Source organism: Desulfobulbus sp., from assembly GCF_031547805.1.
Taxonomy (GTDB): Bacteria; Desulfobacterota; Desulfobulbia; order Desulfobulbales; family Desulfobulbaceae; genus Desulfobulbus.
This window is the reverse complement of sequence record NZ_JAVBRQ010000038.1, coordinates 1-23,652: the sequence shown is the minus strand read 5'-3', so window position 1 is coordinate 23,652 and position 23,652 is coordinate 1. Positions and strand designations below refer to the sequence as shown.

Annotated in this window: 21 protein-coding genes; 8 read left to right on the top strand and 13 right to left on the bottom strand. The window is 58.6% G+C overall.

What is annotated here, in order from left to right:
- Nucleotides 1-682: 682 nt before the first annotated feature.
- Nucleotides 683-1,369: a PEP-CTERM sorting domain-containing protein gene (locus tag RMR13_RS13475; RefSeq protein WP_310601146.1), complete on the top strand. Its 687-nt coding sequence runs from the start codon at nucleotides 683-685 to the stop codon at nucleotides 1,367-1,369.
- Between the two features lie 193 nt (nucleotides 1,370-1,562).
- Here RMR13_RS13475 and RMR13_RS13470 read toward each other — a convergent pair whose 3' ends face one another.
- The 10 genes from RMR13_RS13470 to RMR13_RS13425 all read right to left on the bottom strand — a co-directional run bounded on the left by RMR13_RS13470 (nucleotide 1,563) and on the right by RMR13_RS13425 (nucleotide 11,544).
- Nucleotides 1,563-2,486: a UbiA family prenyltransferase gene (locus tag RMR13_RS13470; RefSeq protein WP_310601145.1), complete on the bottom strand. Its 924-nt coding sequence runs from the start codon at nucleotides 2,484-2,486 to the stop codon at nucleotides 1,563-1,565.
- Nucleotides 2,455-3,051, bottom strand: coding sequence for a cytochrome c oxidase subunit II (gene coxB, locus RMR13_RS13465; RefSeq protein ID WP_310601144.1), 597 nt, complete (start codon nucleotides 3,049-3,051; stop codon nucleotides 2,455-2,457). The genes RMR13_RS13470 and coxB overlap by 32 nt, the downstream gene beginning before the upstream one ends.
- 19 nt (nucleotides 3,052-3,070) lie before the next feature.
- Entirely contained in the window at nucleotides 3,071-3,355 is a 285-nt protein-coding gene (locus tag RMR13_RS13460; RefSeq protein ID WP_310601143.1) for a cytochrome C oxidase subunit IV family protein, read from the bottom strand.
- A gap of 15 nt (nucleotides 3,356-3,370) precedes the next feature.
- A complete protein-coding gene (locus RMR13_RS13455) occupies nucleotides 3,371-3,967 on the bottom strand; it encodes a cytochrome c oxidase subunit 3 family protein (protein WP_310601142.1) in 597 nt (198 codons plus the stop codon).
- Between the two features lie 14 nt (nucleotides 3,968-3,981).
- Entirely contained in the window at nucleotides 3,982-5,598 is a 1,617-nt protein-coding gene (locus RMR13_RS13450; protein WP_310601141.1) for a cbb3-type cytochrome c oxidase subunit I, read from the bottom strand.
- A gap of 2 nt (nucleotides 5,599-5,600) precedes the next feature.
- Nucleotides 5,601-6,497: an SCO family protein gene (locus RMR13_RS13445; RefSeq protein ID WP_310601140.1), complete on the bottom strand. Its 897-nt coding sequence runs from the start codon at nucleotides 6,495-6,497 to the stop codon at nucleotides 5,601-5,603.
- Nucleotides 6,494-7,036 (bottom strand): DOMON domain-containing protein, encoded by a 543-nt coding sequence (locus tag RMR13_RS13440; RefSeq protein ID WP_310601139.1) that lies wholly within the window; start codon nucleotides 7,034-7,036, stop codon nucleotides 6,494-6,496. Before RMR13_RS13440 ends, RMR13_RS13445 begins: the two co-directional genes overlap by 4 nt.
- Before the next feature lie 127 nt (nucleotides 7,037-7,163).
- Complete coding sequence (locus tag RMR13_RS13435) at nucleotides 7,164-7,589, bottom strand: DUF2231 domain-containing protein (RefSeq protein ID WP_310601138.1); 426 nt, start codon at nucleotides 7,587-7,589, stop codon at nucleotides 7,164-7,166.
- A gap of 437 nt (nucleotides 7,590-8,026) precedes the next feature.
- Nucleotides 8,027-9,409: a sigma-54 dependent transcriptional regulator gene (locus RMR13_RS13430; protein ID WP_310601137.1), complete on the bottom strand. Its 1,383-nt coding sequence runs from the start codon at nucleotides 9,407-9,409 to the stop codon at nucleotides 8,027-8,029.
- Entirely contained in the window at nucleotides 9,388-11,544 is a 2,157-nt protein-coding gene (locus RMR13_RS13425) for a GAF domain-containing protein (protein ID WP_310601136.1), read from the bottom strand. The genes RMR13_RS13430 and RMR13_RS13425 overlap by 22 nt, the downstream gene beginning before the upstream one ends.
- Before the next feature lie 425 nt (nucleotides 11,545-11,969).
- Between RMR13_RS13425 and RMR13_RS13420 the strand changes: the two genes are divergently transcribed.
- The 3 genes from RMR13_RS13420 to RMR13_RS13410 all read left to right on the top strand — a co-directional run bounded on the left by RMR13_RS13420 (nucleotide 11,970) and on the right by RMR13_RS13410 (nucleotide 16,962).
- A complete protein-coding gene (locus tag RMR13_RS13420; protein ID WP_310601135.1) occupies nucleotides 11,970-14,564 on the top strand; it encodes a hypothetical protein in 2,595 nt (864 codons plus the stop codon).
- Nucleotides 14,565-14,831: 267 nt separating this feature from the next.
- The gene (locus RMR13_RS13415; RefSeq protein WP_310601134.1) at nucleotides 14,832-16,295 is read left to right on the top strand and encodes a catalase; all 1,464 of its coding nucleotides are present in this window, start codon (nucleotides 14,832-14,834) and stop codon (nucleotides 16,293-16,295) included.
- 163 nt (nucleotides 16,296-16,458) lie between these two features.
- Nucleotides 16,459-16,962, top strand: a complete 504-nt coding sequence (locus tag RMR13_RS13410) for a bacterioferritin (protein WP_310601133.1) — start codon at nucleotides 16,459-16,461, stop codon at nucleotides 16,960-16,962.
- A 205-nt stretch (nucleotides 16,963-17,167) separates the two neighbouring features.
- Here the strand turns inward: RMR13_RS13410 and RMR13_RS13405 are convergent, their stop codons facing one another.
- The 3 genes from RMR13_RS13405 to RMR13_RS13395 all read right to left on the bottom strand — a co-directional run bounded on the left by RMR13_RS13405 (nucleotide 17,168) and on the right by RMR13_RS13395 (nucleotide 19,359).
- The gene (locus RMR13_RS13405; protein ID WP_310601132.1) at nucleotides 17,168-17,893 is read right to left on the bottom strand and encodes an MgtC/SapB family protein; all 726 of its coding nucleotides are present in this window, start codon (nucleotides 17,891-17,893) and stop codon (nucleotides 17,168-17,170) included.
- 67 nt (nucleotides 17,894-17,960) lie between these two features.
- Complete coding sequence (locus RMR13_RS13400; protein ID WP_310601131.1) at nucleotides 17,961-18,512, bottom strand: NAD(P)H-dependent oxidoreductase; 552 nt, start codon at nucleotides 18,510-18,512, stop codon at nucleotides 17,961-17,963.
- A gap of 241 nt (nucleotides 18,513-18,753) precedes the next feature.
- Nucleotides 18,754-19,359 carry a superoxide dismutase gene (locus RMR13_RS13395; RefSeq protein WP_310601130.1) on the bottom strand — a complete coding sequence of 202 codons (606 nt, stop codon included), beginning with the start codon at nucleotides 19,357-19,359 and terminating at the stop codon, nucleotides 18,754-18,756.
- A 308-nt stretch (nucleotides 19,360-19,667) separates the two neighbouring features.
- Between RMR13_RS13395 and RMR13_RS13390 the strand changes: the two genes are divergently transcribed.
- The 4 genes from RMR13_RS13390 (at nucleotide 19,668) to RMR13_RS13375 (ending at nucleotide 23,315) form a co-directional block, all read left to right on the top strand.
- Nucleotides 19,668-20,714 carry a hotdog domain-containing protein gene (locus tag RMR13_RS13390; protein ID WP_310601129.1) on the top strand — a complete coding sequence of 349 codons (1,047 nt, stop codon included), beginning with the start codon at nucleotides 19,668-19,670 and terminating at the stop codon, nucleotides 20,712-20,714.
- Between the two features lie 6 nt (nucleotides 20,715-20,720).
- Entirely contained in the window at nucleotides 20,721-21,659 is a 939-nt protein-coding gene (locus tag RMR13_RS13385; RefSeq protein WP_310601128.1) for an ATP-binding cassette domain-containing protein, read from the top strand.
- Entirely contained in the window at nucleotides 21,659-22,444 is a 786-nt protein-coding gene (locus tag RMR13_RS13380) for an ABC transporter permease (RefSeq protein ID WP_310601127.1), read from the top strand. Before RMR13_RS13385 ends, RMR13_RS13380 begins: the two co-directional genes overlap by 1 nt.
- A gap of 82 nt (nucleotides 22,445-22,526) precedes the next feature.
- Complete coding sequence (locus tag RMR13_RS13375; RefSeq protein ID WP_310601126.1) at nucleotides 22,527-23,315, top strand: alpha/beta hydrolase family protein; 789 nt, start codon at nucleotides 22,527-22,529, stop codon at nucleotides 23,313-23,315.
- The last annotated feature ends 337 nt before the right edge of the window (nucleotides 23,316-23,652 follow it).

Here is a 23,652-nt window from a genome sequence, read left to right as displayed (position 1 = left end):
AATCATGGCGGCTCTCCATCGGGTCATAGGGTGGCAAGGCTCTTTAAAACGATGGAAACAATAGCATATTATCGATAAATCAACAAGTTAATGGTTTAATCCGCTGCAGATTACTGCATCTAATTTTCAAGATACCCATAAAAGTGTTTGTGACATGGCTGAGCATCCTTTTTGTTGTCGGGTTTCGTCGCCAGACAACATTGCTCATGTCATGTCACTTTTCCACTCCTTCCTCCAGGCCCAGGTACGCGTTTGCCGGATGAACCATAAATAACCCTTAACCACATCACGTGCCATCTAAGCTGACGGCTAATAGTATTGCCATCCAGGCTGCTTTAAATTTCCGAAAAAACGGAACGGCTGTTTTGCATAATGTACTGAAATAACACTGTTAATATCTGGTTTTCCGGTTTTGTTTTGCAAAAAAAATAACTACGCATTTTTTCTATCTTTTTATACTCGTTTTGGCGTACAGACAAGCGCTTTCGAAAACAAAAACGTAACTTGCCAAACAAAAGACTATTCATTGATCGAATAACAATTCGGATTGAAAAGATATTTGCGATAGCAACCAATTCCACTGTAAATAATTACGAAAATTGGCACAAATAATGAATATAATGGTTAAAGAAATAGGGCTCCTTGTCTCAACCAAGCACATCGCATCAATAAGGGGGGAAACATGAAGAAACAATTACTGAAGAGCGTGTTGATTGCAATGACTGGGATTGGACTGCTGGCTGGAAGCGCGATAGCTGATCCTGCCTTGCCATCAGGTGGTGGCTGGGATTGGAATAGTTCAGATTATTGGACTATAACTGATATCGGATCTGGTCAAGCAGAGTTCGAAATGCGTTTTAGGAATCCGGGCGCTGCCTACGACAGTTCTTTTGGTCTGTATAACATCGATGGCAGCGGCAACGTAACTAATCAACTTTTGGTGTTCGACAAAAACGCCCAAGGTGGAGATCCGTCTGGAGATTTTCAGTCAGTCTGGTTTAAGAACACTGGCAGTGGCTGGCAAGCGAGTTTAGATGCAGCCAATTGGGTTACATTTGACAATGTATTTGGTTTTTACTCCGACGTATATGTGGGCAGTGACAACTCCATTGACTGGACGTTCTACACCGACGCTTCGTTAAACACAGATGGCAATGAACACTTTGCCATTGCTTTTAAGGATCCAAATTCAGCATTTATTTTTTTCGAAGATAGAATGGGATACGGAATCTGGAACACAAGTGATCAGTACGATTACATGGTTGGGAGTACCGATATCACCCCGGTTCCCGAACCAACCACCATGTTGTTCTTCGGGGCGGGTCTGCTTGGGCTGGCCGGTGTAGCCCGGAGAAAAAGCTCCAGGTGAGTTGCAACCAGCCTCCAGCATGTTTTATCCAGCCCGGCAGGATTCCTGCCGGGCTTTCTTTTTGGGACTTTCGACGAGCGTGCATCAGGGGCATAGGGGGTACATCCGCAATTACGCGTCTGCGGGAGCATATCCTTTGTGGCCACAAGGAACGGATTGAAATCCGTTTTTTTTCATTCCGCCGCACTTTCTTTCAGCCAGCGCACAAAAGTTGGGCCACGGTCACGGTCAGCAGAGTAAGGAAAAAGCCGCCATTGAGCAGCCACAGCGACAGGCGGGCATCGTCGACGCGGGCACCCAGTAACGGCAGGGCGGGAATCAGGGGCATCAATAGGCCCATCCCTGCCAGGGCCAGGCGCGAGGCCGATTGGAGCTGATCGTCCAGTGCCAGGGTCAGCGCCACCACCGCCAGGGCGGCGATCCAGACCAGGGCGATCCGCCTGAGCCGTCGGGCTGGGAACAAGCGAATCAGCGAAGGCCGCTCCACTGCGCGGTAATCGTCGGCATGGCAAAGTAGGATCAGGCAGAAGTGCGGAATTTGCCAGAGGAAAAAGAGCGAGAACAGCAGCCAGATTCGGGGCTCGGCCAAGCCGCCGCCGGCCGAGGTCCAGCCGATGAGCGGCGGCAGGCTGCCCGCCACACCGCCGGGAATCAGGGCGAACACCGTGATTTGCTTGAGCGGAGTGTAGAGGCCGTTGTACAAGACCAGGGCGGCAAGTCCCAAAGAGAGCGGCAGGCCGCCCCAGCCGTAGCCGGCCAGAACGGCCAGGCCGCCGGCGACCAGTACCGCACTGACGGCCAGGGCGGGACCGGGCCGGATTTGGCCGGTGGCCAGGGGGCGCGTGCAGGTCCGGCGGTACAGCCGGTCGAGCCGCACCTCCTGCACGCTGTTGATCCCGGCGCAGCCGCAGGCCAAAAGCAGCACCCCAACAACAACGACGCCCAGGGCGACATCGAGTTCCGGTCGCTGCACAATAAAGCCGAAACCTGCGGTCGCGGCCATGGGCAGGCAACGGACTACCTTCAGGGCCCGGCTCCAGGCCAAGGCGGCGGCCATCCCGGTCAGCCGTTCGACCGCCGGCTGACTATTCCCCTTCCCGTTCCAGCCACGCGTCATACTCTCCACGCGGCACCACCTTGAGCTTGGCCAGCATTTTCGAATGGCCGATCCCGCAGTATTCGGCGCACATGATATCGAACTCCCCCGGATCGCCGCTCTGGAACCAGACATAGGTGGGCAAGCCCTTGACCGCATCGGCCTTGACCCGGAAAGCGGGCAGGGAAAAGCTGTGGATCACATCCAGGGAATTGATGTTCAGCTTGATCGGCGTATGCTCCGGCACCATCAGCAGGTTCTCGGATTCCTTGTCGTTGGCGTAGACAAAGATCCAGGAAAACATCTGGGCCAGCACCTCGATCTGCACCGCTCCGGCCGGGACGGCCCGCAGGCCGGTATAGGACTTCCACCCCACCGCGAACATCGACAGGGCAATGATGGTGGGAATCACGGTCCACAGCAGCTCCAACTGCCAATTGCCGCGAATGTCGGCCGGCTGGGGATGGCGGCTGCGGCGGTAGCGGACGACGAAATAGATCATGACCAGGGTGATGCCGGTCAGGAAAACGGCGGAAACGACGAGGATATACCAAAAGGCCCGATCTATGCCGACTACAGGATCCATGGTTCACGTTCCTTGACGGTTAGCGGAATGCCACATCCCAGAAGGTAAAGCTGATCATGATCGCCAAAAAGCCGATCGTACCGAGAAAGGAATAGACCACTGCCCGGTTCTCGTAGCGAAGATGCATGAAATACAGCAGCACCAGCGAGACCTTGGTGCCGGCGATGGCCAGGGTCAACGGCACGTTGAACCGTCCCAGGTCGACGTAGCTCATCGCCACGGTCAGGCCGGTGAGCGCCAACAGGGCCGCCAGGACCAGGGCCAGGGAGGCATAGGAGGAAAGATGTTGTTCGCCGGAATCCATCGCGGCTCCTTTTGTTCACAGGATCAGATAGAAAAGCGGGAAAACGAAAATCCAGATCAAGTCGACCAAATGCCAGTAGAGGCCTGAATTCTCCAGGACCGTCACCCGGTCCGCCGTGATCCGTTGGCGGTGAATCAGCACCAAACTGAGTGCGAGCAGGCTCATGCCGATCAGCACGTGCAGGCCGTGGAGGCCGGTGATGACGTAATACAGGCCGAAAAAGATGTTCTTGCCGGCCGGCGCCCCGGCCATGGTCGGAGAGTTGGGGTAGAGCCCCACCTCGAACTTGTGGCCCCATTCAAAGTATTTGTTCACCAGAAACAGGGCGCCGCAGCCCAGCGAGACGGCCAACAGCCCCATGCACAGCCGCTGCGCCCGCTGCCGCAGCGCGGTCAGCGACGCGGCCACGGTGAAGCTGGAGATCAGGAGCAGGACCGTGTTGGCCGCGCCGATCACCCGGTTCAACTCGCGGCCGTACTCGGCGAAAGCGCGCGGGTATTCATGATAATAGGCGGCGTAGAGGACGAACAATCCCCCGAACAGGATGATTTCGGTATAGAGAAACAGCCACATGCCGATGCGGCTGCCCGTTTGATCATGCCCGTTGACCATGGTGCTTTCCCATGTCAGGATTTACGCAAAATCTCTGTGAAATCATACGGATAATCCTGAATGTCCGGTTTACGGAGAAAGTTGTGCAGTGGCGGTGGCGACGGGATCGTCCATTCCAGGGTGCAGCCGCCCCAAGGGTTGGCCGGTGCCGCGACGCGGGTGCGAAAACTCAGCAGCAGGTTGACGAGCATCAGCGCAATCCCGGCGAACAGCAGGATGCCGCCGACAGCGGCCAGGGCGTTACCCTGGGCGAATTGCGGCAGATAGTCGTAGGAGCGCCGGGGCATACCCATCAGCCCGAGAACGAACATGGGCACGTAGTGAAACATGAATCCCACCGTGGTCAGGGTGGCGGCGATGTATGCCCGGCGGAAATTGTACATGATGCCGAACATCTTGGGCCACCAGAAATGCAGGGCCGCGAAGAAGGCGAAGCCGGTGCCGCCGAACATGGTGAAATGGAAATGGGCCACCACGAAATGGGTGTCGTGGACATGGATGTCCGGCCCGGCCGCGCCGAGCACCAGCCCGGTCAGTCCGCCGACCGAGAACAGGTAGATGAAAATCAGGGCGTACAGCAGCGGCGGACTCATTTCGATCGAGGCCTTGTACAGGGTGGAAACCCAGGAAAACACCTTGACCGCGGTCGGAATGGCCACCAGGAAGGTGAGCAGGGAAAAAACAAAAATCGCGGTGTCGCTCATGCCGCTGGTGTACATGTGGTGCGCCCAGACCAGCGACCCGGCGATGGCGATGCCCATGGAGGAAAAGACGATCGCCTTGTAGCCGAAGATGGCCTTGCGGGAAAAGGTGGGGATGATCTCCGAGACCACACCCATGCCGGGCAGGATCATGACATAAACCGCCGGGTGGGAATACATCCAGAACAGATGCTGGTAGAGGATGGGGTCGCCGCCCCGGGCCGGATCGAACAGGCCGATATTGAGCAGCCGTTCGGCGATCACCAGCAGCAGGGTGATGGAAATGACCGGAGTGGCCAGCACCTGCACCCAGGCCGTGGCATACAGCGACCAGGTGAACAGCGGAATCTGCATCCAGCCCATGTTCGGAGAGCGCTTGCGATGCACGGTGGTGATGAAGTTGAGCCCGGTCAGCATAGAGGACATGCCCAAGATAAAGGCGGCGAACACCGTCATGGGCACATTGTGCTTGGTGCCGATGCTGAAGGGCACGTAAAAGGTCCAGCCGGTATCGGGAAAACCGCCGGCGGTGAACAGGGAGACAATCGCCAGCAGGCCGCCCAAAATGTACAAATACCACGAAAGCAGGTTGAGCCGGGGAAAGAAGACGTCGTCGGTCCCCAGCTGGATCGGCAGGAAAAAATTGCCGAATATCGCCGGAATGCCGGGGATGACGAACAAAAAGATCATGATCACCCCATGCAGGGTGAAGGCGGAGTTGTAGACGCCGGCCGACATGATCGTCCGGCCCATGGTCATCAACTCGAGCCGGAGCAGCAGCCCGATCACCAGGGCAAGGGCAAACCAGAACAAAACCGCCCACAAATACATCAGGCCCAGCCGTTTGTGGTCGTGGGTCAGCAGCCAGGCCTTGATGCCCGTCAGCCCGGCGGGAGCCGGCGTTTCGAAAAAGGAAGGTGTGGTCGCCATGGTCACGGGTCGAACTTCGGTTGATCGGTTGGTTTCCGGCGCAGAAACAGGGTCAGGCCTATTCCTCCCAGGACGAGCAGCACCCCGCTGCCGATCTTTAGCACGGTCAGGGTCTGCTGGGTCTGGCGGGGATTGGCGGGAAAGCAGAATTCCAGCAAGCGCCGGATGGAACTCGCCGGAGTGCCCTTGGCCGCCTCGGCCAGGGCCAGATCGACGTCGCCGGAGATGAAGGAGCCGTACACGTACTTGATAATCCGCCCGTTGCGGTCGAGCGCCACCAGTGCCGAGGGATGGACAAAAGTGCCATCGTCCTTTTTCTGGAAGGCAAAGCCCACGGCCTGGGTCAGCCGGGCAATGGCCCCGGAATCGCCGGTGAGGAACACCCAGGCGTCCCGGGGAAAATCCTTGCCCAGCAGGGCGACGTAGTTGGGCCGGACCTGGGCCGCGACCGTCGGGGTCTCCTCGGCGTCGAAGCTCAGGCTGATCGCCCGAAAACTGTCGACCCGGTGCCGGCTGCGGCGGATCGCGTCGGCCAGGTTGGCCAATTCGAAGGAGCAGCCGGTGGGGCAGCGGTAATAAACGGGTAAAAGCAGGATCGGCCGGTCGATCAACTGGCGCAGGCTGACCCGCTCACCCCGTTCGTTGCGGAACTCCAGATCGAGCGGCACGGAGGCACCGGTCTTCTCCTCCACCCACATGGCCGGGTTGACCGCCTTTTCCTCCGGCGACGGCTCCATTGGCTGGCTGTGGCCGTGGCCGGCATGCTCTTCGGCCGCCGGGACGGCATCGTGATGGCTCTGATGCCCGTCCGGGCCATGCCCCGACGCCAGTGCCGGCCAGGCCAGCAGCAACAGAACCAGCAGCAGCGACAGCCGGCCAGTGGTCCGCCTCCTCCTCATTTCTTGGCGCCGCTGTCCAGATTGACGGTCACGGTGGTGGCGAATTGATGTTTGAGCTTGAAGGAATCGCGATCCGGGCCATAGGCGAGCATCACCTTGGTGTCGGCCTTGGGATCGATGACCCCGTCGTTGGGATCGCCGCTCTTCAGCGGGATGGAAAATTCCAGGGTGGTGGTATTGCCGGTTTCGCTGCCGCCGACCAAGGTGACGTTGTTGGCGCCGCCCCGGCTGACATCCTGGCCGTGCATGGTGGGTTGGGTGCCGACATCGTCTGAAATCTCCACCTTGCCGTCCTTGACATAACCGATGACGATGTTGGCGTCCTTCATGGTGTCGGTTGGATTGAAGCCGACCGCCACCCAGCCGGTGGTGGGGGCGGAAAGCTTGACCGCAAGGTTGTCTCCGGCCACGCTCCAGGCAAAGCTCATCTGGCCGGCGGTCAACGAATGCTGATACTCGACGGCATGGAGAGTGCCCGCAAGCAACAGGGACAGGCTGGCGCCGCCCAGCAGGGCGAATGCTGATTTGGTCAAGGACATGGGATACCTCCTTTCAGGTTGAGGGATAAAAGATACCGACACTACCAGGTTGACTCGCTGTTCCCGGCGTCCCTTGCGTCCGCAGTCAGGCCGGTCGCAAAACCGCGGACCACGGGCCGCTCCGGATTCAGCCGCCGTAGACCAGCTCGCCTCCGGAAAAACCGAGCCCGACGGCGCAGGCCAGACAACCGCAGTAGATGAAAAAGAGCTTCTTTGCCTCTGCGTTCTGGGTGTTGAGCCGGACGGAATAGGCCAACAGGCCGGTCAGCGCCACTGCCAGCACCATCTTGACCACGATCAGCGGACGGAACTGGCCGCCGTAGAGGTGCTGCCAGTCGAGCAGACCGGCGACAATGGTCGGCACGATGAAGATCAGCGCCAGCACCGAACAGTGCAGGCAGGTTTTTTGAAAAGCGGTTTTTTGGGCGTACCAGTACAGGAAGCCGAAGAAAAAGCAGCCCATCACCATGCCCATGGGAATGTGGGTCAGAGCGGGGTGGAGGGGATGTTGAAACCCGATTTTAACCAGGAATGCGTACAATGACTCGATCATACCTCACCTCGTTTGCTCAGGAATAATGTGTTGGCCGATGGCCTTGCGGGCACCATCGCCGGCAAACAACAGGATGCGCCATTTTTCCGGTAGGCCGGGAAGAAGGAGCGCAATCCGATCTGCAAGAAAACGTATCCGCCGGCATCAAGCTGTTGGCCGACCGTGCCGTCCGTGTTGCGTTTCTTGCTTTACAGCATAAGGTTTGTTGATTGATTCCGCCTGGTTTTCCTTATGTTGAACCCAAAAAAAATGCGAGGCAAAACGTACCTTAAGCCATAAAAAGATGGAAACGCTTCCCTTGCTTGCCGCCTGGCGTCCGGTAAAACCACTACAGGGTTCGGGGGATGGATTCTCGTCCGCGTCCGCGCCGCCAATGGTCGCCAAGGTCGCCCATGGGCCGGTACGGCGTCCGTCGCTCCTGCTCTCCGAAAAAGAGCTTAAACCCGGATGCCATGTTTCTCGATCCGGTAGATCAGGGTGGGCCGGGAGATGCCGAGCAGTTTGGCGGCCTGGGTTTTGTTGGCGCCGCTCATTGCCAGTGCCTGCACGATCAAATCCTTGATCACGTCGTCGAGCTGGATGCCCTCGGGCGGCAGGCGCAGATCCGGCACCTTGGGCGGCTGGCCCCCCTGCCCGCCGTGATACGGAAAGGCCAGAAAGGCCAGATGGGCGGCCTCGATCTGTTCGCCGTCCTCCATCAGCACTACCCGTTCCACGGCATTTTTCAGCTCCCGGATGTTGCCCCGCCAGGGATACTGCACCAGCATTTTCCTGGCTTCCGGCGAGATCCCCCGGAAATTCTTCATGAATTTTTCGTTGAACCGGTTCATGAACAATTCGGTGAGCGGCACGATATCGGCCTTGCGCTCCACCAGCGGCGGCACATACACCCTGGCCACGTTCAGGCGGTAATACAGATCCTCGCGGAAGGTGCCCTCCTGGACCTGGGTCGCCAGGCTCTTGTTGGTGGCGGCGATCACCCGCACATCGACCTTTTTCTTCCGAGTGCCGCCCACCGGATAGAACTCCCGCTCCTCGAGAAAACGAAGCAGGTTCACCTGGGCCGCCGGGTGCAGCTCGCTGACCTCGTCGAGCAGCAGGGTACCGCTGTCGGCCATCTCGATCTTGCCTTTCTTGCCCTCCTGCAGGCCGCCGGTGAAGGCGCCCTTTTCGTAGCCGAACAGCTCGCTTTCCAGCAGTTCCTTGCTGATGGCGCCGCAGTTGATGCCGACAAAGGGCTTGTCGTAGCGGCTGCTGCGATGGTGGATCATCCGGGCGACCACCTCCTTGCCCACCCCGCTCCCCCCCTCGATCAGCACCGTGGTGTCATAGCTGCGGGCCACCTTGTCGGCGAACTCGAACACCGCCCGGATGCCCTCGCTTTCGCTGACCACGTGCTCAAGCTTGAACTCCTTGAGATAGACCCGCCGCAGCTCCTGCACCTCCTTTTTCAGGCGCAGGTTTTCCAGGGCCTTTTCGATCACCAGCTCGAACATCTCGATTTCCAGCGGCTTGACCAGGTAATCGCTGGCGCCCTCCTTCATCGAGTGGATCACGGTTTTGACGTCCTCGTAGGCGGTCATCATGATGATCGGGCTCTCGGTCCCCAACTTCTTGATCTGGTGCAGGGTTTCGATGCCATCGATGCCCGGCAGACGAATGTCGAGCAAGATCAGGTCGATCGCGGTCTTCTGCAGCACCCGCAGGGCTTCCTCGCCGCTGCCGGCGATCATGGGATCGTATTTCTCGGATAAAATGGCGAGCAACGAGTTCTGAAGCAGGCGATCGTCGTCGACGATCAGGATCTTGTATCGGTGCATCGCGGGCCCTCACTGAAACGAACGGGAAATTTCAGGGTAAAGGTCGTCCCCCGGTTCTTGTCGCTGGCCACGTCCACCGAGACCTGGTGCTGTTCCAGGATTTTGTGGACGATGGCCAGCCCCAGGCCGGTGCCCTCCGGTTTGGTGGTGAAGAAGGGGTTGAAAATCCGGGACAGATTGTCGCGGGAGATGCCGCTGCCCTGGTCCGATATCTGCAATACCACCTGGTCGCCGCGCCGTCTGCCGCTCCGTTCCACCCGGCAGCGCACCCCGATGGTGCCGCCTTCGGGCATGGCTTCCATGGCGTTGAGCAGCAGATTGACCAGCACCTGCTGGATCTGGTGGACATCCATGGTCACCGGCGGCAGGTTGTCCGGCAGCATGCAGCGGACCTCGACCCCTTTTTCCCTGAACTGGGAATCCATCAAGCCGATCGATCCTTGCACCACCCGGGCCAGGGAGTCGCTTTTCAGGGCCGGAAGCGAAGGCTTGGCAAAATCGAGCATGCCCTTGACCAGGGTCCTGATCCGGTCGATCCCCTCCTGGGTGTCGGCCAGCAGGTTGCCGGCATCGTGGGCCAATGCGTTCCTCTTGGCCAACAGCTGGACATTGAAATTGATGCTGCTGAGCGGGTTGCGGATTTCGTGGGCAATGCCCGCCGACAGTTGCCCCAACGAGGTCAGCCGGTCGATACGCCTGATCAGTTCCTCGGTCCGCTTTTCCTCGGTCAAATCGCGGATGATGAACATGGCCCCGATCAGGTTGCCCTGGAGGTTGCGCAGCAGGGAGGAGGTGATTCCCAGGGCGGTGTCGGTGCCGTCCTTGTGCGGGAGCTGGATTTCCTTGTTGTCGACCACCGTGTGCCGGTCGATGGCCAAATCGACCAGCTGGACGATATCGTCGGAAAACACCGCCTCGGCCTTGGCCCCCAGCACGTACCTGCGCTTGAAGCGGAACAGTTCCTCGGTTTTGCGGTTCACCGAGGTGATCTCCTTTTTCAGGTTGATGGTCACCATGCTGGCTGGCGAGCTTTCCAGGATGTTCTCCCGGAAGTTGCGCTCGGTCATCACCTGGTCGTAGAGCCTGGCGTTCTTGATCAGGCTGGCGCAATGGCCGGCAAAGATGAGCAGCAGCTTGAGGTCGTCCTCGGAAAAGGCCGCCCGGTCGGGGCTGGCGACGTGCAGCACCCCGATCACCCGCTTGTCGCCGATCAACGGCACGGAAAGCTGCGACACGATGCGGGGGATGATTTCCAGGTAGCGGGGCTCGGTGCGGACATCGTCGGTCAATATCGCGGTGCCGGTCTTGGCCACCCAGCCCACCAGGCCGACCCCGAGCTTGAGGCGCAAGTCGCCGGCACCCCTCTCCCCTCCCCTGGCCGCAACCACGCTGAGTTCGCGGCCTTCGTCGTCGAGCATGAAGAGCAGACAGCAGGAGGCCCTGGTGATTTTGGTGGCGCTGGCGCTGATCACCTGGAACAGTTTCTCCAGGTTGAAGGCGGCACTCGCCTTTTTGCCGATTTCCTGCAGCGTGAGCAACTGCTTGATCTTTTTTTTATTTTGCTCCTGCAACCGGGCGTTTTCGATGACGATGCTGGCCTGGTTGGCAAAGGTCGAAAACGCGGCCACATCCTTTTTGGTCATCACCAGCCTGTTGTCGCCCCGGTCGGCGGTGATCAGGCCGATCACGTCTTTCTTGATTTTCAGCGGCGCGGCAACGGTGGACACCCGTCGCATGATCCGGCTGACCTTGAGGTCGACCTCGCTCATCCGGGCATCGTCCTGGTAGTCCCTGACATAGATGGTCTTGCCCAGGCGGGCCACCTTGGTCTCGACGCAATCGTGGCTGAGGAGCCGGTAGGGGAAACGCAGGGCCCGTTCCGAATCGTCCGGGCTGAAGCCGTGGATGTAGCGACACTCGAGCAGTTGCCGGTCGCGGTCGGTCAGGAAAATAGCTAGGCGCGTGAAATCGAACACATGCGATATTTCCTTGACGATCGCGGTGAGGATGGTGTCAAGCGAAATCGGCCGGGTCAGCAGGCTGGAAATCTTGTGGATGGAGGCCAGGAGCTTGTCCTTGGTTTCCAGCTCATCCAGGTATCCGGGCGCCGTACAGCCGATCGGTTCCTTGGGCATATATTTTTCCTTTGTTGACCTGCCGTTACCTCATGGATTCCCTGCACGCTCGACAGGGCACTCTTTTCCCTTTCCCATGGATCGCCCGGAAAAATCAAATAAAAAAACAAGGCGCCGCCAAGAATGATTCGTTCGTTCCGATCGTGCAACTCAACCCCTGTCCTCTGGTCGGTGAGCCGCCATGCGCACTTCCGGGAAAACCGTCGCCCGGTAACCATCCCCCTGTTCGTTCGGGTATTGCTTGTTGTCATTTCGCAACAGAACGATTATCATTTTTGAAATGTTGCAAATATTAACAATAGGTTATTGCATCCCTCAGAATAATCTCGCTCAAAGGATCCTCCATGTCTCCTGCCTCCCGCCCTCTTGCCCTCGCTGTCACCAGTTTTTGCCTTGCCGTGCCGCCGCCGGCCGTAGCGGATAACATGAACATCGCCTATACTGGCAATGCCGCCGACTTGCAAAGCGCTCCGCTCTTTTTTGGCGGCGGGTACGATTCCTTTTATCCCGGCACCGAGGACAATCCTTCCGCCTCCGGCAACACCGTCACGGTGGACTACTCCCCCGATGGGACCAATGTGCCCAACCATGTCTTCGGTGGTTTGAGCGAAAACGACAATGCCAGCAACAACACCGTTGCCATCAAGACCGGTGAAGTGAACGGGGTTGTCTTGGGTGGATACAGTGGCAAGAGTAGCGCCATCGGTAACGCTGTCACCACCACCAGCGGCGGTACGATTATTTCAGGGGGGATCTACGGCGGGTCGGGCAACTCCGGCAACACCAGGAACAATACCGTCACCTTCAGCGGTGGGGAAATGCATGGGGCGCTTTACGGCGGATACGGCGGGGACGGTGAAACCAGCAACAACGCCGTCACCGTCAATGACGGAAAGGTTGGCAGAAGCATCTACGGAGGAGCCAGCTTTGGTAACGCCACCAACAACACCGTCATCATCAACGGCGGAGCAATAGGCATAAATGCAGTAGATGCAAGTATTATTGGCGGCAGTACGGCAAGTAATGCCATCGGTAACACTGTCATCGTCAACGGCGGCGAAGTAGGCATAAATATTACCGGCGGCAGCGCGGCAACTCATGCCATTGACAACACCGTCACCGTCAATGGCGGAAAAGTAGGCGGAAATATTCGCGGCGGCGTTGCCACGGGCAACGCAACCGGCAACACTGTGACCATCAATGACGGAGAGGTGAACGGGGATGTTGTCGGCGGGGTCAGTCGCACAGGCAACGTCATCGGCAATACCGTTACCATCAACAGCGGTACCTATGACGGGTTGATTTATGGCGGGAACAGCTACAGTGGCCCCGTCGCCAATAACGCCGTTACCATCAACGGCGGGACGTTCAACTCCTTTCTCTACGGCGGAAACAGCTGGGATGGCACGGCCTTCGGCAACACACTCACCATCAATAGTGGAACGATCGACGCAAATGCCCATGGCGGATTCAGCGTATTCGGCAATACCACCGGCAACACGCTCATCATCAATGGCGGAACGATCAACGACGGTGTCTATGGCGGGGTCAGCGTCAATGGCGCCGCCAACAACAACACCGCCACCATCAATGGTGGAGCAGTGGGCATGTTTGTCGCTGGCGCCTACAGCAATGTCACCGCCAACGACAACACCATCAACCTTGGCGCGGCCGCGCAACTCGATCCTGCCATCGAACTGTACGGCGGGATTGGAGGAAGCTCCTCCACCAACAACACCATCAACTTCAAGGGCTGGACCGGAACGATCGGGAGGCTTGACTCCGCCCAGCACCTTAACTTCCTCCTGCCTGCCACCGTCAGCGGCCCTGTGGTGACGGCAACGAACACTGTCAACCTGACCACCCACAACCCGGATGGCGACATCGACACCACCATCGGCGTCACGGGCATCACGGGAGGTTCTGCACCCGTTGTCGGCCAGAAGATCGCCCTCATTGAAGCGGGAACCCTCGACGGCAACATCGCCAATCCCGGTGCCACCTTCACCGTCAAGCAGGGCGCTTTTCTCGACACCACCCTCGGCAACCTGACCCAAGGGACCAATGACCTCACCCTTGAGGTGGTGGGCGCTTCCGCCAGCGAACAAACCAAGGCGCTGCTCGAAGGCCGGACAGGCGGTGTGGTCCTTGCCACGCAGGGACAGGACATGATCCTCAATGTTCTCGGCTCTCGGATGGGCGCGGCCACCACGGACGGCCCCTTTTGCATCGGCATGATGCAGGGAGGCACGTCCCGTTACAACACCGGTTCCCATGTCGATGTGGATGGTTTGAACCTCATTGTGGGCGCAGGCGCAAGAAAAGATGGCCTTGCCATTGGCGGTTTTTTCGAGGTGGGCTACGGCAGCTACAACACCTACAACAGTTTCGGCAACGCCCCTTTGATTAGGGGCGGCGGTCATACCCATTACTCCGGGCTCGGCGCGCTGGGCCGCTATGACCTGGCCAACGGGGTATATATTGATGGTTCCGTCCGTGTCGGCTACAGCAAGACGGATTTTTCCAGCATGGATTTCATCGATGCGGTCGGTGCCGTCAAAGCGGATTACGATTCCGGGTCCATGTATTGCGGCTTGCATGCGGGATTGGGCTATCTGGTGCAAATCAATCCGCGATGGAACCTCGATCTTGCCACGCGCTATCTCTGGACACAGGTGGCGAGTGACGAGGTGACGATCCTGAACGACCCGTTTTACTTCGATGCGGTCAATTCCCATCGTTGGCGCAATGGTTTCCGCCTGAACTACACAGGAAGTCCACAGATCAATCCTTACATCGGTCTTGCCTATGAGTACGAGTGGGACGGCGAAGCCGGGGGCAATGTCTATGGTTACGATCTGAAGACGCCAGACCTTCAAGGCGGTACCGGCATTGGCGAAGTAGGCCTCAGTCTCAAGCCAACCGTCAAGGGCAACCTCACCGTTGATCTTGCCCTGCAAGGCTATGTCGACACCAGGGAAGGCATAACCGGAACAGCCGTGCTGAAATACAGGTTTTGAGAAAAAACGAGTATCCAAACGGACCGATTGTCCATTTTCAATCGACTCAGAGCGATCATCTGCCAGCAACAAAATGCCTTGCATGAATAAATAAAAATATGTACTAAATTCTATTTAATCGGCCGCCAAAAAACAGAATCCTTTTTAAGATATTTTCTTAATTAGGCTTGACATGCATTCTCATTTTCACTAGGGTTGCCAAAGTAAAGTCCATGGAATCCGCTCCATGGAAAAGCTCGACAATAATCACAACGTAGGAGGAACAGGATGGACAACAGCAAGAAAAAGCTGACCACCAACGCGGGCGCTCCGGTTCCCGACAATCAGAACGTCATGACCGCCGGGCCGCGCGGACCGCAGCTGCTGCAAGATGTTTGGTTCCTGGAAAAGCTGGCCCATTTCGACCGCGAGGTCATTCCCGAGCGCCGCATGCACGCCAAGGGTTCGGGGGCGTACGGCACCTTCACCGTCACCCATGACATCACCCCCTACACCCGGGCCAAGATCTTCTCCCAGATCGGCAAGAAAACCGAATTGTTCGTCCGCTTTTCCACCGTGGCCGGCGAGCGCGGTGCCGCCGATGCCGAACGGGATATTCGCGGTTTTGCCATCAAATTCTACACCGAGGAAGGCAACTGGGATCTGGTCGGCAACAACACCCCGGTGTTCTTCCTCCGCGATCCGCTCAAATTCCCGGATCTCAACCACGCGGTCAAACGCGACCCGCGCACCAACCTGCGCAGCGCCAGGAACAACTGGGATTTCTGGTCCTCCCTGCCCGAGGCCCTGCATCAAGTGACCGTGGTGATGAGCGACCGCGGCATCCCGGCCACCTACCGCCACATGCACGGTTTCGGCAGCCACACCTTCAGCTTCATCAACGCCAAAAACGAACGCTACTGGTGCAAGTTCCACCTCAAATCGCAGCAGGGCATCAAGAACCTGACCGATGCCGAAGCCGAGGCTCTGGTCGGCCAGGACCGCGAAAGCCATCAGCGAGATCTCCACGATGCCATCGAGCGCAAGGAATTTCCCCGCTGGACCCTATATGTCCAGGTCATGACCGAGGAGCAGGCCGCCAAGCTGCCCTATCACCCCTTTGACCTGACCAAGGTCTGGCTCCATGGCGACGCGCCCCTGATCGAAGTTGGGGTGCTTGAACTCAACCGCAATCCGGAAAACTACTACGCCGAGGTCGAGCAGTCGGCCTTCAACCCGGCCAACGTGGTCCCGGGCATCAGCTTTTCGCCGGACAAGATGCTTCAGGGCCGGCTCTTTTCCTACGGCGATGCCCAGCGCTACCGCTTGGGCGTCAACCATCACCTCATTCCGGTCAACAAGGCCCGCTGCCCCTTCCACAGCTATCACCGTGACGGCCAGATGCGGGTCGACGGCAATTACGGCTCGACCCTGGGCTATGAACCCAACAGCTATGGCGAGTGGCAGGAACAGCCCGATTTTTCCGAGCCGCCGCTCAGCCTCAGCGGTGCCGCCGCCCATTGGAACGCCCGCGAGGACGACAGCGACTACTACACCCAACCGGGCAAGCTGTTCCGGCTGATGAGCAAGGACCAGCAGGAAGCCTTGTTCGGCAACACCGCGCGGGCCCTGGGCGATGCGCCCAAGGAAATCAAGATCCGCCATATCGGCAACTGCTTCAAGGCCGATCCCGAGTACGGCAAAGGCGTGGCCGCGGCGGTGGGCATCCCCATGAGCGAGGTGCCGGTGTAACTCGCGGCGTACCCGCAACAAACCTATCGAGCCGATAACAACGGGCGGGTTGGCAAGGTGCCACCCGCCCGTTGGTTGTTCCTGTCGACGGAACAGGCGAAAAATGCTATAAAATGAACGATTTTCCCTTCAACCCCTTCAACCGAAAACACAGGTGAACAGCATGCACGAGAACAGCATCAAACTCCTCAATCAGGCGGTGAGCGAAGAAATTGCCGCCTTGCACCAGTACATGTACTTCCATTTCCATTGCGACGATCAAGGCTACGATCTCCTGGCCGGCCTGTTCAAACGGACCGCCATCGCGGAGATGCTTCATGTCGAGCGGCTGGCCGAGCGCATTCTTTTCCTCGGCGGCGACGTGGTAATGGTCAGCGCCGGCCCGGTTTCCCCGGTGCAGGATGTCAACGAGATGCTGGCCATGGCCCGGCAGATGGAGCTGGACAGCGCCAAAAGCTACAACCTCTGGGCCAACGAATGCGGCGCCAATGCCGACAGCGTGTCGAAGAAGATTTTCGAGGACCTGGTGGTCGACGAGGAGGGCCATTACGACGCCTTTGACGTCGAGATGGGCAACATGAAGAAGTTCGGCGCCAATTACCTGGCCCTGCAATCGATCGAACGGAGCAAGGCCCGGGCGCAGATGCCCCAGCCCACCGGCGAATAAAAAAACGGCAGCAACCGCCCATCGGCCGCGAACAAAAAAACCGTCTCCCCCACCGGAGAGACGGTTTTTTTGTTTTCAAAGCAACGGCGAGGCATTCCCTTTTTCCCTCATGCGCGAGCAATGGCAGCGGGTTGGCCAGGCCCCATGGCTCCTTCGGACAACCGAGAACAATGCGATGTTACCACGCCAAAATGGCAGAAAAATTTCAGTCCCCGGTCGGGGAAATGCGAAACGACCGGACATCGTCAAGTTTTCGCAATGTCTCCACCAAGCTGGATATTTTTTTGTGATCGATGGTGCCGATAGCCATCTTGTACTCAAACAGGCGGCCGTCGTCGGAAACACGATAGCTCATGTTGGCCACGGTGAATCCGTGATCCATCAACAAGCTCCGCACCTCTTGTTCCGACATCACCTTATTGCGATCAAAGCACAAAATGTGATGCGCATAGAAATTTGAAGGCATTTTCGCCTCGATCCGGCGAAAAACCGACAAAACGCCCACGGTCAGCGCCGTGGCGACAATGGCCGGGAAATAAAATCCCACCCCCAGGAGGATACCGATGGCCGCGGTTATCCAGATGGAGGCGGAGGTGGTCAAGCCGCGAACGCTGCGGCCCTCTTTGTAGATGACCCCGGCACCCAAAAAACCGATCCCGGTCATGATCCCCTGGGCCATCCGAGTCGGGTCGGTGCGCACCGTGTCCAGAGGCACGCCGGGCAGCCATTTCCATTGATAGTAGGTGATCATCATCAGCAGGCTCGATGCCAGGCACACCAGGGTATGGGTGCGAAACCCCGCCGGCCTGCCGTGATAGCTTCGTTCAAAGCCGATTATGCTGCCGACCACCAGGGCGGCCAGGAGGTGAATCGAAATCTGCACCCAATCGCTTTCCCACAAAACGCCGAGTTGGTGGATGTCAAAGGGCATGGCATACTCGCGGTAAACGGTGATCACGGAAAAAAACGATCATCTTCCCTCCCGGGACGACAGGCGGTCACTGGACATGCCGCTTGACCCACGCCACATACCGATCCATCCAGGCCTGCAGCAGGGGCTTGCTCTCGGTGCCGATGCCGCCGTCGGCAGCGAACATCCCTTCCCGATATTGAAGGAACGCCTCCGGCTGCCCCAAGGTCGGGACATCGAGATACGCCAGCACGTTGCGAAGATGCTGTTGAGCCAGGGCCGAACCGATCGCCCCGACCGAGACGCCGATCACCCCGGCGGGCTTGCCGGCCCACACGCTCTGGCCATAGGGCCTCGAGGCGATATCGAGGGCGTTTTTCAACACCCCCGGCATGGAGCGATTGTATTCGGGGGTGACGAAAAGCAGGGCATTGGCCGCTCGGATCTCGTCTTTCAGTCGTTTGGCGGCCGAGCCGTCGTGGCCGTCGTCATCCTGGTTGTACAACGGCAGGTCGCCGATTTCCACCCGCTTGAAGGCAAATTCCGGCGGCGCCATTCTGGCCAATCCCTCGGCCAGACGGCCATTGAACGAATCCTTGCGCAAACTGCCCACTACAACGGCAACGGTGTACGTATCCATTCGATCCTCCTAACTATATGTGTCTCCAATAAAAAAACAGCATCGCGAAAGCATGCTGTTCCCCGTACACAACAGAACCAAGGCCACTGCATAATAATTACTCCCATTTCTGGGAATATACTACGCAGTGGCCGATAGTTGTCAACAAATCATATGCGGAACCAGCCAATATGGTCCCAAGTCTCGGCTTTCCCCGGATTGGCCGCAAGAGGCGAGCGCGCCTCCTCTGGCCCGCACCGCCTCACTTGATGGCGGCAAGATAGTGTTCGTTAATTGCATCCCAGTTGATTACGTTGAAAAATGCGGCGACATACTCGGGCCGCCGATTCTGGTACAGCAGGTAATAGGCGTGCTCCCACACATCGAGACCCAGCACCGGGGTCATGCCGGCCATGATGGGGCTGTCCTGATTGGGCGTGGCCACAATGTTGAGGATGCCGTTGTCGACCACCAGCCAGGCCCATCCGCTGCCGAACAGCTTGACCGCGGTCGAGGTGAACTGCTCTCTGAACGCCTCCAGATTGCCGAACCGTTTGCCAATGGCCTCCACCACCGGCCCTTCCGGCTTGATCCCGGTTTTGAGCGTTGGCCAGAAAAAGCTGTGGTTGGCATGGCCGCCGCCGTGATTGCGCACTGCGGTGCGGATGGATTCCGGCACTTCGTCAATATTGCGCAACAGGGCTTCGAGGCTCAGGCCGGACAAGCCGGCATGGTCCTTGAGCGCGGCGTTCAAGTTGGTGATATACGCTTGATGATGCTTGCCATGATGAATTTCCATGGTGCGGGCATCGATGAAAGGTTCCAGGGCATCGTAGGCATAGGGCAAGATGGGAAGTGTATATTCCATGACGTACCTCGCATTGGTATCAGTGCCAGATGATTCAAATTTTTTTTCGTTTTCTTTCTTATCCACAACCATAAATACCAACTGGAAATTGTCAAATAATCGGAAACTTCTTTTTTCACATTTAACTTCATCATACTGTTTTAACGAATAAATTCGTATTAATATCCAGGCATCCGCCTCGCGGGTATAGGGGCCAAATTGCCAATGGGGCGAGATCGGCCTTGCCAAGGGGCCGCATCCTCTCTACAATTTCCCGCTAACGGCAAGCATGCCCCTGAGGCGCGACAACAGCTGAAAAGGAAACCGACATGACCCAACCACGCGATACCGTCTATCACCGCACCTTATCCCTGGGCAGCGACCCGGCCCTACGCCGTCGCTACATGGTGATGGACGAACCCATTCAGGGCAACATGCGCTTCGGCCTGCTGCTGGAGATCCTCGACAAAGTGGCCGAGGAAGCCGCGCTGCACTATGTCAACCAATTCCACCCCACCGCCAGGGTGGTCACCGCCGCCATCGACAATATCGTGGTCCGCGATGCCGTCGATGTGACCCGCGATCTCACCTTTGCCGCCACCATCAATCAAATCGGCCGCAGTTCGCTTGAAATCGGCATCAGGGTGGAGCAGCCCGGCGCCCCGGCCTTGCACATCGCCTCCTGCTACTTCACCATGGTGGCGCGTTCCGGCTATGGCGAGGACGTCACCAGCGTCCCGCTGCCGCCGCTCGACTATGTCGATCCGGTCGAAAAACGGCGGGCCGGCAAGGCGCTTGCCCGGCGCGAGGAATACCGCCACCAGCAGGCGGCCCGCCTGGAGCCGCCCAACAAGAGCGAGTACACCATGCTCTCGACCCTGCATCAGGCCCAGGACGATCCCGGTTTTTCCGGTCTGTTGTGCGGCCGGCTGACCGCCAGCGCCTGGGAACGAACCTATCCGGACCAGGAAAACGTGCCCTTCACCATTTTTGGCGGCTACCTGATCCGCCGGGCCTACGAGCTTTCGTCGATCTGCTCGGAGCTGGTGGCGCCCCATCGGCCGATCATTGCCGGCGTCAACCGGATCAACTTCTTCCATCCGGTCCGCATGGGCGACAAGCTCCATTTCACCGCCCGGGTGGTCTATACCGAAGACAGCTATGTGTGCGTCGAGGCCGGGATCGAACGGCTCAGCCGGGACCGAACCGCCAAGGCCCTCTCCAATTCCTGCCTTTTCACCTTTGCCAACGTCGATGCGGAGCTCAACCACCACCCGGTTCCGACGGTGCACCCCACCACCTATGCCGAGGACGGCAGGTACCTGGCGGCCCGCCGCAGCCTGCACACCCTGCTCCGCCACGACACCTTGATTTGAGAGCCCATGAACAGCAAAGGCGCGAATAATACGGACCGCATTCTCCGGGTGGACAACCTGGGCAAACGGTTCAACGGCCTGGTTGCGGTGGACTCCGTTTCCTTTACGGTGCGTACCGGCGAATGTTTCGGCCTGCTCGGCCCCAACGGCGCCGGCAAGACCTCGACCATCCGGATGATGTACGGCTTCTCCCCGCCCACTTCCGGCACCGTCAGCATTCTCGGGCTCGATATCTCCACCCAGTGGCGACGTATTCGGGCTCGGATCGGGATCTGCCAGCAGGACAACACCCTCGATCCCGACCTGACCGTCTTCCAGAACCTGCTGATCTTTGCCGGCTATTTTCACATCCCCCGGCAGCTGGCCAGCGAACGGGCCGAGGAATTGCTTCAATTCTTCGCCCTGGACAAAAAACGGGAAGCCAAGGTGGGCGAGCTTTCCGGTGGCCTGGCCCGGCGGCTGACCCTAGCCCGGGCGCTGATCAACGATCCCGAGCTGATCATCCTCGACGAACCGACCACCGGGCTCGATCCCCAATCGCGGCATCTGCTGTGGGAACGGCTGCACGCCCTGCGCGCCCGCGGCAAGACCTTCATCCTCACCACCCACTACATGGAGGAGGCCGCCCAACTGTGCGACCGGCTGGTGATCATGGATCACGGCCGGATTCTGGTGGAAGGAACGCCGGCCAGCCTGATCGACGAGCATGTCGGCCACTCGATCATCGAGATCGCCAGCCCGGAACGGGAAGAACTCCGCCAGTTCCTGCGCGGCCACCAGGTGGATTACGACGAGCTGGCCGACCGGTTCATCATCTACAGCAACGGCGACCTTGCCATCGAACAAGCGCTCCGCGAGGGATTCTGCAGCCGGCAGTGCACCTTTCGCTCCGCCACCCTGGAGGATGTCTTCCTTCGTCTCACCGGCAGGGAGCTGCGCGAATAATGCTCGCCTTCACCAATCTTTCCTGGCGTTTTTTGACGGTCTGGCGGCGGAACCTGGTGGTTTACCGCAAAATCTGGAAGGTCAACTTCCTGGTGCCGCTGCTGGAGCCCGCCTTCTACATCCTTGCCTTCGGCCTTGGTTTCCAGGGGCTGATCGAAGGGTTGAGCTATGCCGGCCAGCCGATGGCCTACACCAGGTTCATGGCCCCGGCCCTGATCGCCATCTCGATCATGTACAACTCGTTTTTCGAGACCACCTATGCCTCCTTTGTCCGGATGTATTATCAAAAGACCTTCGACGGCATGATGGCCACGCCGCTTTCGCTGGAAGAGATCATTCTTGCCGAAATCGTCTGGAGCGCCACCAAAGCCACCGCCGCCGCCCTGATCATGGCCGTGGTGCTGGGACTGTTCGGATTCGTCGCTTTTCCCCAAGGGTTGTTGCTCCTGCCCCTGGCCTTTTTGGGCGGCCTGGCCTTTGGCTCGGTAGGAATGTTCTTCACCGGCTTCACCCCGTCGATCGACATGTTCAACCTGCCGATTTTCCTCTTCATCACCCCGATGTTCCTCTTCAGCGGCACCTTTTTCCCGACCGCTGGGCTGCCGGTCTGGGCTCAGCATGCCGCCTATGCGTTTCCCCTGTACCATCTGGTGGAACTGACCCGCTTCTGCTGCCTGGGGCTTTCGGAAACCAACCCCTGGGCCAGCCTGGCCTACCTTTTTTGTTTTGCGCTGATTTTTCTGGTCGTCGGCCTGATGGCCATGCGCCGGCGGCTGATCAAGTAGGCGGCAAGCGCGGGACAACATGCCGGATTTGGTTGGGCATGCCTGTCGCCCGGCCATCGACACGTCATTGAGGGAGAGATGCATGGCGCTCATTCACTGCCATTTCTTTTCGCAGGTCCTGGGATTGATGTCGGCCATGACCGTGATCCTGCCCGATCCCGGACCGGGCGGATGCCAGCGTGCCCGATCCGCTCGACCACGACGCTACCCGACCCTGTACCTGCTGCACGGCCTGTCGGACGACCACACCGTCTGGCACCGGCAAACCGCCATCGAGCGTTATGTCGAAGGAATGGAACTGGCGGTGGTCATGCCGGCCGCAGGCCGGAGCTTTTATGCCGACATGCGCGCCGGCCCTCGTTACTGGACCTTCATCAGCGAGGAGGTGCCTGCCGTTGCCCGCCACTATTTTCCGCTTTCGGCCAAACGGCAGGACAACTTCGTGGCCGGTCTGTCCATGGGCGGATACGGCGCCTTCAAGCTGGCCCTGAGCCATCCGCGCCGCTATGCGGCTGCGGCAAGCCTCTCGGGAGTGATGGACATTGCCCGCCTCGCCCGGGACGAGCAAGCCGCGGGGCTCGATGAGTTGCGCCAAATTTTCGGCGAGGCAGAAACCTTGGCGAACAGTCCCAACGACCTGTTCTTTCTCGCCCAACGGATGGTACGGCAGGCCAAACCGCAGCCTTGGTTGTATCAGTGGTGTGGCACCGAGGATTTTCTCTATGCGGATAATGCGCGTTTCCATCGGCATACGGAAACGCTCGGAATCGCGGTGCACTATAAGGAAGGACCGGGCGGGCACGAGTGGTCCTGCTGGGATGCGCAAATCCAGCAAGTACTCGCCTGGCTGCCCAAGACGGGCAGGACGTAGCCGATCCAGCCCGCCTTAAACGAGTAGTCGTTATGCTGTAATGAGGATCAATCTCGATTCGGGTTGCCTTTTCTTGCAGCCGCGGAAATTGGCTCCTCGTCATTTGGTGTGGATTTGATATACAGAGGGATCAAATCCACACCAAATGACGATGGGAACCATGAACAGTAAAGATATCATCACCTTAGGTCTTGGGTTGCAGGCTTCATGGGAAATCACGGGGCAACTGCTCGATACGGACAGGAGTCCCCATGAGTTGCGCCTCACCATCCAGGCCCAGCGGGGAAAACGGTATCCTTGTCCGATCTGCGGCACGCTTTGCCACGCCCATGACTTC